Annotated in this window: 11 protein-coding genes and 1 pseudogene; 3 read left to right on the top strand and 9 right to left on the bottom strand. The window is 72.1% G+C overall.

What is annotated here, in order from left to right; translation table 11 throughout:
• Nucleotides 1-10: 10 nt before the first annotated feature.
• Nucleotides 11-841: a hypothetical protein gene (locus AC27L3_RS06675; protein WP_487233072.1), complete on the bottom strand. Its 831-nt coding sequence runs from the start codon at nt 839-841 to the stop codon at nt 11-13.
• 235 nt (nt 842-1076) lie between these two features.
• Between AC27L3_RS06675 and AC27L3_RS06670 the strand changes: the two genes are divergently transcribed.
• Entirely contained in the window at nt 1077-2483 is a 1407-nt protein-coding gene (locus AC27L3_RS06670; RefSeq protein ID WP_487233071.1) for a uracil-xanthine permease family protein, read from the top strand.
• Between the two features lie 50 nt (nt 2484-2533).
• On the top strand, nt 2534-3226 hold the full coding sequence (locus tag AC27L3_RS06665; RefSeq protein ID WP_487233070.1) for a DUF5995 family protein: 693 nt from the start codon (nt 2534-2536) through the stop codon (nt 3224-3226).
• A gap of 18 nt (nt 3227-3244) precedes the next feature.
• Here AC27L3_RS06665 and AC27L3_RS06660 read toward each other — a convergent pair whose 3' ends face one another.
• The 3 genes from AC27L3_RS06660 to AC27L3_RS06650 all read right to left on the bottom strand — a co-directional run bounded on the left by AC27L3_RS06660 (nt 3245) and on the right by AC27L3_RS06650 (nt 6511).
• Nucleotides 3245-4951, bottom strand: coding sequence for a flavin monoamine oxidase family protein (locus tag AC27L3_RS06660; RefSeq protein ID WP_487233069.1), 1707 nt, complete (start codon nt 4949-4951; stop codon nt 3245-3247).
• An 82-nt stretch (nt 4952-5033) separates the two neighbouring features.
• Nucleotides 5034-5834, bottom strand: coding sequence for a carbon-nitrogen hydrolase family protein (locus AC27L3_RS06655; protein ID WP_487233068.1), 801 nt, complete (start codon nt 5832-5834; stop codon nt 5034-5036).
• A 179-nt stretch (nt 5835-6013) separates the two neighbouring features.
• Nucleotides 6014-6511 carry a MarR family winged helix-turn-helix transcriptional regulator gene (locus tag AC27L3_RS06650; protein WP_487233067.1) on the bottom strand — a complete coding sequence of 166 codons (498 nt, stop codon included), beginning with the start codon at nt 6509-6511 and terminating at the stop codon, nt 6014-6016.
• A 59-nt stretch (nt 6512-6570) separates the two neighbouring features.
• On the opposite strand from AC27L3_RS06650, the gene AC27L3_RS06645 reads away from it, so the two are divergent.
• Nucleotides 6571-7692 (top strand): questin oxidase family protein, encoded by a 1122-nt coding sequence (locus tag AC27L3_RS06645; RefSeq protein ID WP_487233066.1) that lies wholly within the window; start codon nt 6571-6573, stop codon nt 7690-7692.
• 283 nt (nt 7693-7975) lie between these two features.
• On the opposite strand, the gene AC27L3_RS06640 is transcribed toward AC27L3_RS06645, so the two are convergent.
• The 5 genes and pseudogenes from AC27L3_RS06640 to AC27L3_RS06620 all read right to left on the bottom strand — a co-directional run bounded on the left by AC27L3_RS06640 (nt 7976) and on the right by AC27L3_RS06620 (nt 14255).
• Nucleotides 7976-8431 (bottom strand): Lrp/AsnC family transcriptional regulator, encoded by a 456-nt coding sequence (locus AC27L3_RS06640; RefSeq protein ID WP_344434085.1) that lies wholly within the window; start codon nt 8429-8431, stop codon nt 7976-7978.
• Nucleotides 8432-8528: 97 nt separating this feature from the next.
• Nucleotides 8529-9095 carry a GNAT family N-acetyltransferase gene (locus tag AC27L3_RS06635; RefSeq protein ID WP_487233065.1) on the bottom strand — a complete coding sequence of 189 codons (567 nt, stop codon included), beginning with the start codon at nt 9093-9095 and terminating at the stop codon, nt 8529-8531.
• A gap of 451 nt (nt 9096-9546) precedes the next feature.
• Nucleotides 9547-11058, bottom strand: a pseudogene (locus AC27L3_RS06630) (amino acid permease); the annotation flags it as partial.
• 432 nt (nt 11059-11490) lie between these two features.
• On the bottom strand, nt 11491-12933 hold the full coding sequence (locus AC27L3_RS06625; RefSeq protein ID WP_487233064.1) for a GuaB1 family IMP dehydrogenase-related protein: 1443 nt from the start codon (nt 12931-12933) through the stop codon (nt 11491-11493).
• 332 nt (nt 12934-13265) lie between these two features.
• Nucleotides 13266-14255, bottom strand: a complete 990-nt coding sequence (locus AC27L3_RS06620) for a sugar-binding transcriptional regulator (protein ID WP_344434282.1) — start codon at nt 14253-14255, stop codon at nt 13266-13268.
• Nucleotides 14256-14378: the final 123 nt, after the last annotated feature.

Raw genomic sequence — 14378 nt, 5'->3', positions numbered from 1 at the left:
CGGGGTCGCATTACTTCACGATGCCCCAGTTGTGCCAGCTGCTGCTGCGCCAGCTGCTGCGGTTGCAGTCGCCACCGTGGCGGCGGTGGTGGTCGCCCCACTTGTCGTCGTCGCAGTCGTCCTTGCGGTGGTGACGCCCGCCACCGCCCCAGCGGTCGCAGTCGTCGTGGCCGCCGCCCCAGCGGTTGTGGTCGCCCCAGCCGCCCCAGCCGCCGTGGCCGCCATGCCCGCCGTGACCGCCGTGACGGTCGCAGTCGTCGTCGTGGCCGCCCCAGCCACCCCAGCTGCCCCAGCCGCCCCAGCCGCCGTGGCCGCCGTGACCGCCGTGGCCGCCGTGGTGCTTGTTCCAGCTGCCGCTCCAGAGGCCGCCCCAGCCGCCCCAGCCGCCCCAGCCCCAGCGGTCGTAGGTGCGGGTCCAGCTGCTCCAGCCACCATGGCGGCGGCCGTGGTCGCAGTCGTCGTGGTGACGGCGGCCGTGGTCGCAGTTGTCCCGGTCCCGGTCGCGGTCGCGGCGGCCGTGGTCGCAGTTGTCGCGGTCCCGGTCGCGGTCGCGGCCCTTGTCGCGGTCGCGGTCACGGTCCTTGCGGCCGTGGTCGCAGTCGCGGTCGCGGTCGCGGCCCTTGTCCCGGTCGCGGCCCTTGTCCCGGTCACGGCCCTTGTCGCGGTCGCGGTCCTTGCGGCCGTGGTCACGGTCCCGGTCGCCGTCGTGGTCGTCGTCCCAGGCCCAGGTCTGGTTGCCGGACGCGATCTGGGGCGCGGCCTGAGCGATACCGGCGACCGGAACAACGGTTGCGGCGGCGATGATCGCAGCGGCCGCAGTGCGGCCGACGTGCTTGCGCATGTGTGTCTCCTGAATTGCAGGAAATCGGACAATGAGACTCATACCTCCCGGAAAGCGGGAAACAGCCGCCCCTCGCGGTCATACAGCCCTACGAGGTGTTTTCTGAGCCGATCGCAGCAACACGCCTGGCGGGCCGTGGCCGGCTCCGGCAGCCGGTCCGGCCGGCCGGGTCGCGGCCCGGCCGTAGCATGATGCGGATCATCACCCCCACCACCTCGAACAATGGGAGCAAGACATGGGCCTGGGCGTGCGCTGGACCCTGCACGGCGACGGGCGCACCCCCGCCCCCGGAGCCGTCGTCCGACCGGATGAACGGCTCTCCTGGCCGCGCACGGCGGGCCTGGGCGCCCAGCACGTGGTCGCCATGTTCGGCGCATCGTTCGTCTCGCCGGTTCTGATGGGTCTCGACCCGAATCTCGCCATCATGATGTCGGGCGTCGCCACGATCCTCTTCCTGCTGGCGACGCGCGGCCGGGTGCCCAGCTACCTGGGCTGCAGCCTGTCCTTCGTCGGCGTGGCGGCCATCATCCGGGCCCAGGGCGGCGGCAGCGCGGCCGTCACCGGGGCGATCTTCGTGGTCGGCGGCGCGCTCTTGCTCAGCGGGCTGGTGGTGCACCGGTTCGGCGCGCGCATCATCCACGCGGCGATGCCGCCGGTGGTCACCGGTGCCGTGGTGATGTTGATCGGCTTCAACCTCGCCCCGGTCACGGCGCGCACGTACTGGCCGCAGGACCAGTGGACGGCGCTGCTGACCATGCTGGTCACCGGGCTGGCGGTGGTGTGCCTGCGCGGCTTCTGGTCGCGCATCGCCATCTTCCTGGGCCTGCTCTTCGGCTACGCGCTCTCCTGGGCGCTCGACCGGATCTTCGGAAAGATCCACTCGGTCAACGGCGGCACGGAAGCCGTCGACCACTGGCGCCTGGACCTGTCGGGCGTGGGCAAGGCGGACTGGATCGGCCTGCCCTCCCTGCACGCGCCCGCCTTCGGCTGGTCCGCGGCGCTGGTGGCACTGCCGGTGGTCATCGCCCTGATCGCGGAGAACGCCGGGCACGTCAAGGCCGTCGGCGAGATGACCGGCGACCGGCTGGACGACCAGCTGGGCGTGGCGATCGCCGCGGACGGCGCGGCGACGATGCTCTCCACGGCGGTCGGCGGCCCGGCCAACACGACGTACTCGGAGAACATCGGCGTCATGGCCGCCACCCGCGTCTACTCCACCGCCGCCTACTGGGCCGCGGCCCTCTTCGCGCTGCTCTTCGGCATCTGCCCCAAGTTCGGCGCGGTCGTGGCGGCCGTGCCGGGCGGTGTGCTCGGCGGGATCACCGTCATCCTGTACGGCATGATCGGCCTGCTGGGCGCGCAGATCTGGGTGCACAACAAGGTCGACCTGCGCAACCCGCTGAACCTGGTGCCGGTCGCGGCGGGCATCATCATCGGCATCGGCGGGGTGAGCCTGAAGTTCTCCAGCTCCTTCGAGCTGGGCGGCATCGCGCTCGGCACCGTCGTGGTGCTCTCCGGCTACCACGTGCTGCGCGCCCTGGCCCCGGCCCACATGAAGGAGCAGGAGCCGCTGCTGGACGAGGGCACGAGCAGCTACGACCCGGTCGGGGAGGAACGGGGGGCGGTCACCCCTTCTGATTAATTCCGGGGCCCGATCGCCTACGCTCCGTGTTCAGCTGTCACTCTGTGCTTATGACGATCATGCGGGCACAGCCGGCACCGCCGACCGGCATCGACGGGGTGCTGGAGCGCATGCGCGGGCTGCGGGCCGCGCTGCCGCCGCGGGACGGCGTGGCCGTGTTCAACCGGGTGTACCTGTCGGTCACCGAGGAGATCGGCCACCGGGCCGCGGCCGGGGAGTTCGGCGACGGGCGGGCGGCGGCCGAGCTGGACGTCCGCTTCGCCAAGCGCTATCTGCACGCCGTCGACCAGGCGTCCCTCGGCCGGCGGCAGCCCGCCTGCTGGCAGCCGCTGTTCCAGCTGCGCGGCCACCCGGCCGTGCAGCCCCTGCAGTTCGCCCTGGCGGGGATCAACGCCCACATCGGGCACGACCTGGCCCTGGCCCTGCTGGAGACCTGCCGGGTGCTGGACACCGAGCCGCGCGCCCTGCAGCCGGACTTCCGCCGTATCGGCGCGATGCTGGTGGCGATGGAGGAGCGGATCCGCGAGGAGCTGATGCCCGGCCCCGACCTGCTGGACGTCGCCGATCCGCTCACCCACCTGGTCGGCTCCTGGACGCTGGAGGCCGCGCGCGGCGCGGCGTGGGCGTCCTTCCGCACGCTGTGGGCGGTGCGCCACCTGCCGGACGTGGTGGAGGAGTTCACCGACCGGGTGGACGCCAGCGTGGGCATGGTGGGCAGGTGCCTGCTCACCCCCCTGGGCTGAGCAGGCACCTGCGGCTTGTCAGTCCTCCGGCAGCTCGACCGGGGCGATCTCGTCGTAGACGTCACCGGGGCCGGGGTTGGTCGGGTCGGTGGCGCCGCCGAGCTGGTGCATCACGCCCCACACCGCGTTGAGCGCCGTCTGCACCGCGCCCTCGGCCCAGCCGGCCGTCCAGGAGATGTCGTCGCCCGCGAGGAAGATGCCCCGCTTGTCCTCGGGCAGCCGGTCCTGCATGAAGTGGGTGTACAGGCGCCGCTGGTAGCGGTAGTGGCCGGGCAGGTTGGCCTTGAACGCACCCATGAAGTAGGGCTCGTTCTCCCAGGAGACCGTCACCGGGTTGCCGATGATGTGCTTGCGGATGTCGACCTTCGGGTATATCTCGCCGAGCGACTTGAGCATGACCTCCAGGCGCTCGTTCGCCGACAGCGGCAGCCACTTGAGGCTGTCGTCGCACCAGGTGTACGACAGGCAGATCACGGCGGGCTTGTCGGGGCCGTTGTCCAGCAGGTAGGTGCCGCGGGTCATGCGGTCGGTGAGCGTCATCGACATGACGTCCCGGCCGGTCTCCTCGTCCTTGTCCAGCCAGAACGGCCGGTCCACGGGCACGAAGAGCTTGGAGGACTCCATGTAGTGGGTGCGCTCGATCGCCGTCCAGTGGTCGATCGGGAAGAGCGAGTCGTCGCACTCGATCTTCGACAGCAGCATCCAGGACTGGGCGGTGAAGATGGCCGCCCGGTAGGTGCGGATGTCGCCGCCGGCGTCGGTCACCGTGATGCGGTTGCCGGCGGTGCGGTGCAGCCGGGTCACGGCCGGGCGCGGCGCGCCGCCGTGCAGCGAGGACAGCGAGGTGCCCTGCGCCCAGTGGACGATCTTCTCCGGCTCGCGCTCCCACAGGCGCAGCGGCAGCTGCTGGCTGCCGCCGACGATGCCGCGGTGGTGGTCGTCGGCCTCGGTGTAGACGACGCGCAGGATCTCCAGGATGGAGTTGGGGAAGTCGGTGTCCCAGCCGCCGGTGCCGAAGCCGACCTGGCCGAAGATCTCGCGGTGCCGGAAGGACTTGAAGGCCTCCGACTCGCACAGGAAGCCGTAGAAGGTCTGGTTGTCGAGCTTCTCGACCAGCTTGGCCCAGATCTCGCGGATGCGCGGCACGTCGCGCTCGCGCATGGCCCGGTTCATGTCGGAGAAGTCGGCGCCCTCCTCCAGGCAGGCGTTCCACGCGGTGGCCACGTCGCGGTAGACCTGCGGCAGGTCGTCGATGGTCTCCGCGTAGTGCGACTCGCCCTTGAGGTCGACGACGGTCGAGGGGGTGTCGGGCGCGAGCGGGTTGGGGAACGGCTTGGTCTCCAGGCCCACCAGGTCGATGTAGTGCTGGAAGGCGGTGGAGGACGGCGGGAAGCGCATCGCGCCCATCTCGGCCGTCAGCTCCTCGTCGCAGCCTTCGAAGCCGACGGTGCGCAGCCGCCCGCCGATCCGGTCCGCCTCGTAGACGACGGGCTTGAGGCCCATCTTCATCAGCTCGTAGGCGGCGACGATGCCGGACAGGCCACCGCCGATGACCGCGACCTCGGTGCCGTGCTCGGTGGCCGGCACCTGGCCCAGGCCCGCCGGGTGGGCGAGGAAGTCGTCGTACGCGAACGGGAAGTCCGGGCCGAACATGGTGATCGGCGGCAGGGCGGGCTGGGCCTGCTCGTGCTCGTCGTGGGCGGCGGGGGGCACCGTGGACGTCATCGGCTGGACTCTCCTACTGGCAGGGGGTGTCGAGGGGCGGCGGGGGGGACGCCGCCGGCTTCGGCTGGGGTTCGGTGGGGCTTCAGGTGAGCGAGGCGTACAGGCCGGGGCGGCGGTCGCTCAGGTAGGTGTTCTCGGCGCGGGAGGCGGCGAGCAGCCGCGGGTCCACGTCGGCGAGGAGCAGGTCCTCGCCGGCACCCGCGCGGGCGCGCACGGTCCCGTCCGGGGCGGCGAGGCAGGACAGCCCCGCGAAGGCGAACCCGCCCTCGTCGCCGCAGCGGTTGACATAGGCGATGTAGAGCTGGCTCTCCCAGGCCCGGGCCGGGACGATCGTCTGCGGGACGATCTCGTAGGGCCGCATCAGGGCGGTGGGCACGAGCAGCAGCTCGGTGCCGGCCAGCGCATGGGCCCGTACGGTCTCGGGGAACTCCACGTCGTAGCAGATCAGCAGGCCGAGGCGGACGCCGTCGAGGTCGGCCTGGACGACGAGGTCCCGGCCGGGGGTGAAGCAGGACGTCTCGTACTCGCCGAACAGGTGCGTCTTGCGGTACGTGGCGAGCGGGGCGCCGTCGGGGCCCACCAGGCCCAGGGTGTTGAAGACCGCCTCGCCGTCGCGCTCGGGGTAGCCGTAGCCGATGGCGATGCCGTGCTCGGCCGCGATGCGGGCCACGGCCCGGGCGGACGGCCCGTCGGCGGGCTCGGCCAGGTCGCGGACGGCGGGACCGAGGGCGTACCCGGTCAGGAACAGCTCGTTCGTCAGCAGCAGCCGGGCGCCGGCGGCGGCGGCCCGCCGGGCGGCGGCGGACAGGGCGTCGAGGCTGTCGGCAAGGGCGGAGGGAACGCCGCTGGGGCCTTGGTACAGCGCGATGCGCAGCGGCGTCATGCGGTCCTCTCCGGGGCGGATGGGCGAATTGAGAAGACGGTACGGTCCGGTAACCGGCCGGTACAAGGCATCGACGTTGCGCGCAACCGCGCGATTCGTTGCGCGTTTTCCCGCCCCGGCGGCGATTCGTTGCGCGCGCTTTTCCCTCCTTTTGCCCGGCGGCGGCCCGGGCGGCGCCGCTACGGGGTGCTGCGCACCGCGCGCACCCATGCCTCCATGCCGGCCAGGAAGCCGGCCCGCTCCCGGTCGCCGAGCTCGTCCAGCACTCTCAGCAGCGGTTCCATGCGCCGGCCGAGGAACGTCTCGACCGCCCCCCGGTACTCCTCGGCGAGGGTGACCAGGATGCGCCGCCGGTTCGCCGGGTCCTCCGCGCGCCGCACGATACCGGCCCGGCTCAGCGCTCCCACGAGTTCGCTCGCGGTGGGCAGCGAGACCTTCAGCCGCCCGGCGATCTCGCCGACCGTCAGCGGCGTTCCGGCCAGCAGGTGGGGCAGCACGGCCCCGTGCCGGGCGGTCAGGCCGCCCGACTCCATCGCCTCCAGCAGCTTCGGGGGCATCTGCCCGTGCACCACGGACTTCCGGAAGAAGGGCTCCAACTGCGGTACGAGGGCGATGACTTCGAGCTCGGCGGGGCTCGGTGTCCGGGGCGCTTCCCCCGTGTCGTTGCGGTGCGGCATACTGCGAGTCTAGATGGTTCGGAAATCCAAACAGTTCGGCTCTCCGAAAGGTGCATCCCATGCCGCCGATCAGCTACACCGATGCGGTCAACGAGGCCCTGGAACGCTTGGACGATCTCGGGTACGAGCGGGGCCAGGGCACCGACCTGGCCAACCACGGCCCCATGGGCGCCGAGGCGGTCGCCGTGCTCGGCCACGGCGACGAGGTGGGCCGCTGGGTCGAGCGCTACCGCCGCGCCATGGAGCACCACGAGCCGCCCGCCGCCCGCTTCGCCCTGGACCCGGCCGACGAGGCGTCCTGGCGCCCGGCCCTGGGTGCCTTCGAGCGGGCCGGCGACTGGGAGCTCCTGTTCGCCCGAGAGCTGGCCGAGGCCCCCTGGCGCGAGGTGCTGGTGCGCTGGTGGCCGCGCCTGCTGCCCGGGCTCTTCGCCGGCCTGACCCACGGCCTGATCCGCACCGCGCACGCCGTGCGCGGCCTGTACGCGGCCGGCGAGCCCACCCGGCTGCAGCTGGACGAGCTGGCGCGGGGGCTGGCGTACTGGGCCGCGCGCTACACCGAGCTGCCGGGCCGGCCGCGGCTGGGCGGCACGCACGACCTGCCGTCGGCCGTCGCCGCCCTCCCCCGCACCCCGGCGGACGGCACCCCGGGGCCCGACATGTTCCGGCGGCGCTTCGCCACGCTCGGCGACCTCGACGGCTACACCGAGGCGCTGGACCGGCTCGCCCCGCAGCAGGCGCCGCGGCTGCTGAGCGAGATGACGGTGCAGTTCGCCGACGTCTACCTCGGACACCCCGAGGTCTTCCCCGTACCGCTGGTCCACGGTGTCACCGCGCCCGCCGCCGCCCGCCTCGTGCTGCCGCACCTGCCGCACGAGCTGTACGAGCCCACGCTGGCCGTCCTGTGGCAGGTCCAGGTCGGCTTCCTGCTGTGCATGACGACCGACCGGCGCGGCGAGGGCACCGACGCCTGGCGCGCCGAGGCGGCGGACCTGCCGCCGATCGACGAGCTGGGCGCCCGGGCCGTGGAGCACGGCGACGAGCACGTCGTGAAGTTCACCGAGGCGTGCCTGCGGGAGTACGCCCTGCGGCCCGACCCCCGCTACCCGGCCGCCGCGTACGCCGCCCAGCAGCGCATCAAGCGCCTGGACGACGGCGGCGGCGTCTCACGCTTCACCGGGTGAGCACCGCCCGGGAGCGGTGCCGGGCCGCGCCCGGCGGCTGGTGCAGCGCCCCGTCAGGGGCGCGGGGCAGTGCCGATCCGCCCGGGCCCCGGGTTGCGCGTCGACTGCGGGCCGTCGGTGGCCGATCGCGCAGTTCCCCGCGCCCCTGACGGGGCACTGCATCAGCCCACGGCGCCCTGTAGGGGCGCGGGGAACTGCGCGACAAGCCACCGCGCGCCCGCAGATCGACACCGCCCGCCCCGCCGCGCCCCTACGGGGCACCGCACGATCCGCCGGACACGGCCTAGGACGGTGCGCCCGAGCTGAAGCGGCGCAGCAGGGGCGAGAGCACCAGCACCGACTTGGTGCGCTCCACGAACGGCTCCCCGGCGATCCGCTCCAGCACCCGTTCGAAGTGCCGCATGTCGGAGGCGAAGATCTGGACGAGGGCGTCGGCCTCACCGGTGACGGTGGAGGCCGAGGCCACCTCCGGGTAGCGCGACAGGCCCCGGTGGATGGCGTCGGGCGAGGTGTTGCGGCGGCAGTACAGCTCGATGAAGCCCTCCGTCTCCCAGCCCAGGGCGGCGGGGTCGACGCGGACGGTGAAGCCGGTGATGGCACCCTCGGCGCGCAGCCTGTCCACGCGCCGCTTGACGGCGGGTGCCGACAGGCCGATCTCCGCGCCGATGTCGGCGTAGGAGCGCCTGGCGTCCTCGGCCAGGGCATGCACGATGCGTTCGTCGAGCTCGTTCAATCGCACGGCGGGTGGATCACTTTTCTCCGGGTAACCTCTGCTGCTACGAGCAGTAGATCACGTACCCGACCGGGTGCCCGACCCGAGAGCGGCCGGCCGGCCTTCAGCTGCCGAGGGCGCTGACCATGGCCGAGGGCCCGGGAAACTCGTCGGGCAGGGCGTCCATCAGCACTTCGTCGACGTACTGCCCCAGCCAGTGGCCCGATTTGCGGAAGCGGCCGGTCGGCCGGAATCCGGCCTTTTCGAAGGCCGTGATCGCGGCCCGATTGGGCTCCAGCACCCGCAGCCAGACCGCGCGCAGGGCGCCCAGGTGGAAGGCCCAGTCCAGGGTGAGGCGGGTGGCCTCCTCGGCGAAGCGCTTGCCGCGGGAGGAGGGGGCCAGCAGGATCGTGAACTCCGCCCGGTGCTCCCGGGCGTCCACCCGCAGGGCGGTCAGCCCGACCGGCTGTTTGTCCTTCAGCCGCACGACCTCGAAGCGCACATGGTCGCGGTCGTCCAGCTCGCGATCCCACTCCTCCGCCCGGGCCTCCCAGGTGCGGGGGAAGCGGGCACCTCGGCCGAGGACGGTGCCGGGGTCGGTCTCCCATCTGTGGTACTCGGTGAGCATCTCGTCCCGGGGCAGGCCCAGGGCCAGGCGGTCGCCGGTCAGCAGGAGCTGGCTGGTGCTCATCGGATCCCCTCCCGATATGCGTGCTGCCGGGCCCGTACGGCGGACCCGGCAGCACGCGATCATAGGGGTGACCCGGCGGAGATCACTTCCCCGCGTCGGCGGCCCCGGCACCCTTTTCGGGGCGCTTCGCCGTCTTGCTCCCGGCCTTCCCGGCCGCCGGCTTCGCGGCTGTCCGGGAGGACTTCTGCGCGGTCTTCTGTGCGGACTTCTGCGCAGTCTTCTGTGCGGTCTTGCGCGTTCCCTTGCGGGCGGCCGACCCGGTCGACCGGGCGGCCGGCTTGCGGGCGGCGGCCTTCTTGGCAGCGGGCCTGCCGGCGGTGCCGGCCTTCGCACCGGCCTTCGCCCCTGCGGTGTCGCCAGCCTTGGAGGCAGCCGTGACCTGCTCCTTTTCGCCGGCCTCGACCGGCTCCGCCGCGTCGGCCGTCCGCTCGGCCGTGCCGTCCGCCTCGGCGGCGGCCTTGACCAGGCGGGAGTTGCGCATGCCGTAGGCGAAGTAGATCACCAGGCCGACGGCCATCCAGCCGAGGAAGACCTCCCACGTCACGACGTCCAGGCTGAACATCATGTAGACGCACATCGCGAAGCCGATCGCCGGGAAGACCGGCGCCAGCGGCAGCGACAGGCCGAACAGCTTCACACGCCTACCCGAAAGCGGTACCTGGAAGCTGCGCTTCATTCCGGGGCGGGTGAAGCGGAGCACGATGACGGCGATGTTGACCAGGCCGAAGGCGAAGAGGGTGCCGATGCTGGTCGCGTCCGCCAGCTGGCCGAGCGGGACCACCGCGGCGAGGATGCCGCAGAAGGCGGAGACGATCACGGTGTTCGACACCGGCACGCCGTTGCGGCTGACCTTGGCGAACGTCCGCGGCACCAGGCCGTCGCGGGACATCGCGAACAGGATGCGGGTCTGACCGTAGAGGACGGTCAGCACCACGCTGGCGATGGCGATGACGGCGCCGGCGGCGAGGAAGACGGCCCAGTAGCCGTGGCCGGTGACGTCCTTCATGATGCCGGCGAGCGCGGCCTCGGAGTCCTTGAACTGGTTCCACGGCATGGCGCCGACCGCGATGGCCGCCACCAGCACGTACAGCGCGGTGACGATCAGCAGCGAGAGCATGATGGCCTTGGGCAGGTCCCGCTTGGGGTCCTTGGCCTCCTCGCCCGCCGTGGAGGCGGCGTCGAAGCCGATGTAGCTGAAGAACAGCGTGGCGCCGGCGGCGCTCACACCGCCCAGGCCGAGCGGCATGAAGGGGCTGTAGTTGCCGGCCTTGATGCCGGTGAAGGCCACGGCGCAGAACAGCAGCAGGGCCGCGATCTTCACGCCGACCATGATGGTGTTGGCGCGGGCGCTCTCCTTGGCGCCGCCCAGCAGGAACGCCATGCACAGCAGCACGACGAGCAGGGCGGGCAGGTTGAAGACGCCACCGTCGACACCGGGCGGGTTGGCCATCCACGCCGGGATGGTGACGCCGATGGTGCCCTCGAGGAGCTCGTTGAGGTACTGGCCCCAGCCGACGGCGACGGCCGCCACGGAGACGCCGTACTCCAGGATCAGGCACCAGCCGCAGACCCAGGCGATGATCTCGCCGAGGGTGGCGTAGGCGTAGGAGTACGAGGAGCCGGAGACCGGGATGGTGCCGGCGAGCTCGGCGTAGGACAGGGCCGAGAACAGCGCGGTCAGGCCCGCCAGGACGAACGAGATCACGACGGCCGGGCCGGCGTCGGGAACGGCGTTGCCGAGGACGACGAAGATGCCGGTGCCCAGCGTGGCGCCGATGCTGATCATCGTCAGCTGCCACATGCCGAGCGAGCGGCGCAGGGTGCCGCCCTCGCCCTGGCCGCCTTCGGCGACCAGGCGCTCGACGGGCTTGCGCCGCATCATGCGGGCACCGAAGCCGGCGGTCGGCAGCGGGGTGCGCTGCTTCTCACCGGTGGCGGGGGGCGCTGTGCCTTGGTCCAACACTGGGTCGCTCCGTTCAGGACTGCCGGTCGGGGGGTACCGGTCGGTCGTCGGGCGGCGGCCGCGGCGGTGACCCGCGGGCGCGCCGGCATGGCAGAGCAAACCCGTTTGCGAGGGGGTACCGCCGAGCAAGCGGTATCCGCCACTCCACGTTCTGCGCAGACCCTACGAGGTGAGGGTCTGCGCTCGTAATGCACCATTATTGCGTATGCGCGTTCGATCATTGCGTGCGCGGCGCAAGAGCGGATGATCGTTGCACGTCGGGTAATGAATCGGTACAGGGGGCGGAAAAGGGCACGTCGGACGGGGTCCGGCCGAAGGCGCCGAAGACGGCCGGAAATCGACGTACCGACGGGCCGGGAACGCCCGCGTGCGGGCATGCGAAAGGGGCGCGCCCCGGCGAACCGGGACGCGCCCCTCGGCGCTGGTGGCGGATTACTGCCAGCTGGCGTGCAGCGGCTTGCCCTCGGCGTAGCCCGCGGCGCTCTGGACGCCGACGACGGCCCGCTCGGCGAACTCCTCCAGGGAGGCGGCACCGGCGTAGGTGCAGGAGGAGCGGACACCCGCGATGATCGAGTCGATCAGGTCCTCGACGCCCGGGCGGGCCGGGTCGAGGAACATGCGGGAGGTGGAGATGCCCTCCTCGAACAGGCCCTTGCGCGCCCGGTCGTACGCGGACTCCTCGGACGTGCGGTTGCGCACGGCGCGGGCGGAGGCCATGCCGAAGCTCTCCTTGTACAGCCGGCCGTCGGCGGACTGCTGCAGGTCGCCCGGGGACTCGAAGGTGCCGGCGAACCAGGAGCCGATCATGACGTTGGAGGCACCGGCGGCGAGCGCCATGGCGACGTCGCGCGGGTGACGGACGCCACCGTCGGCCCAGACGTGCTTGCCGTACTTCTTCGCCTCGGCGGCGCACTCGAGCACCGCGGAGAACTGCGGGCGGCCCACGCCGGTCATCATGCGGGTGGTGCACATGGCGCCCGGGCCCACACCGACCTTGATGATGTCCGCGCCGGCCTCGATCAGGTCGCGCACGCCCTCGGCGGCGACGATGTTGCCGGCGACGATCGGGACCTGCGGGTCCAGGGCGCGCACGGCCTTGATCGCCGCGATCATCGTCTCCTGGTGACCGTGGGCGGTGTCCACGACGATGGTGTCCGCACCGGCGTCCAGCAGCGCCTTGGCCTTGCCGGCCACGTCGCCGTTGATGCCCACGGCCGCCGCGATGCGCAGCCTGCCGTCCTTGTCGGTGGCGGGGGTGTACAGCGTGGCGCGCAGGGCGCCCTTGCGGGTGAGGATGCCGGCCAGCTTGCCGTCCTTGTCGACGGCGGGCGCCAGCTTGCGGTGGGCGGCGTCCAGCTGGTTGAAGGCCTCGCGCGGGTCGATGTCGGCGTCCAGGAGCAGCAGCTCCTTGGACATGACCTCGGACAGCTGGGTGAAGCGGTCCACACCGGTCAGGTCGTGCTCGGTGACGACACCGACGGGACGGTGGTCGGCGTCGACGACCACACCGGCGCCGTGGGCGCGCTTGGGCAGCAGCGACAGCGCGTCGGCGACCGTCTGGGTGGGGGCGAGGACGATGGGGGTGTCCAGAACCAGGTGGCGGTCCTTGACCCAGGAGATGACCTCGGTGACGACCTCGATCGGGATGTCCTGCGGGATGACCACTAGGCCACCGCGGCGGGCGACGGTCTCGGCCATGCGGCGGCCGGCGATGGCGGTCATGTTGGCCACCACGAGCGGGATGGTGGTGCCCGTGCCGTCCGGGGCGGTCAGATCGACGGCCTGACGGGAACCGACGGCGGAACGGCTCGGCACCATGAACACGTCGTCGTACGTCAGGTCGTACGCCGGCTTCTGGTCGTTGAGGAATCGCATACTGGCTCTCTCACCTGCGGTTTTACGTACAGAGCGGGTGGGGAGTCAGCACCGAACCAGACCCGGATCGGGCTGAGGTTCCTGGACCCATCATCCATGATTTCGCCCGTTCGTGGCGACCCCGGGTCACATTCTGTGACTTCGGCCAGCGGGTTCGGGGGGCCTTTTGTGGCTTCCACCAAGCGGCCGGCTCGTCCGATTGCACGGGGCCGGCGTACGGATATGTCGGCATACGGATAGGCCGGCGTACGGATATGGGTCGGCGTACGGATATGGGTCGGATATGCCTCGGCGCCCGCCCCGGGTGGGGCGGGCGCGGCGCAGAGGTGGCTTCAGCCCTGGTCGGGGTCGGCCCGGTCGAGGGCCGGGCGGGGGCCCGGGCCGGTCTCGTGCAGCAGGTAGTCGGCCGCGGCGGTATCCGTGACCAGGCTCGTCACCAGGCCCGAGCGCAGCACGGCGCCGATCGCCGCCGCCTTGCGCTGGCCGCCGGCGATCGCCACGACCTCCGGGATCCGGCGCAGCCGGTCGGCCTCGACGGTGATGCAGCGCTCGCCCAGGTCGCGGCCGATGCGCCGGCCCTCGGCGTCGAACAGGTGCGCCGACATCTCGGCGGCCGCCCCCAGCGAGGCGTAGTGGGCGCGCTCGGCGTCGGTGAGCATGTCGTAGACCGTGGAGATGCCCGGCTCCCAGGAGCCGATGGACACCGCGGCGACGGTGACCTTGTCGAAGTACTCGAAGGCCCGGGCGATGCCCGTCTGGCCGCGCAGCGCGGCCGCGGTGGCCGTGTCCGGCAGCAGCATCGGCGCGTAGATCGGGTGGGCCTCGCCGCCGGAGACCTGGGCGGCCCGGCGGACGGCCTCCACCGAACCGCGCTCGGCCGTGCCCGCGTCGTACACGCCCGTGAGCTGGACGACGGTGCACGGCGGCAGCCGGTGCAGGGCGGCGGCCATGTGGATGGTGGACCGGCCCCAGGCGAGGCCGAGCACGTCGCCTTCGTGGACCAGCTCGCCGAGCAGGCCGGCTGCCACCTCGCCGAGGTTCTCGGGGTCGGGCGCGTCGTCGGCCGCGTCGGCCGGGGACTCCACGACGACCGCGTGCCGCAGCCCGTAGCGGGCGCGCAGCGCGTCGGAGCGCTCCGCGTCCAGCTCGGCCGGCACCCGGATCTCGATCCGCACCAGGTCGCGCTCCAGTGCCGTCTCCAGCACCCGTGCCACCTTGAAGCGGCTCACGCCGAACTCCTCGGCGATCTGGATCTTCGACTTGCCCTCGAGGTAGAAGCGGCGGGCCATCGCCGCCGCCTGCACCAGCTCGGCGGGCCCCATAGGCGTGGTCGAACGGCCCGTCGACACCGCGATCTCCTCACTACTGTGGTCGAGCTTGTGTACTGCTGCTGCGTGTTGCTGTGGAGCTCCAAGGACTCGGCCTCATCCTGTCAGATTCGGCGG

The sequence above is a fragment of the Streptomyces sp. PKA51 genome (assembly GCF_057552455.1).
This window is presented reverse-complemented; position numbering and strand designations above follow the sequence as displayed.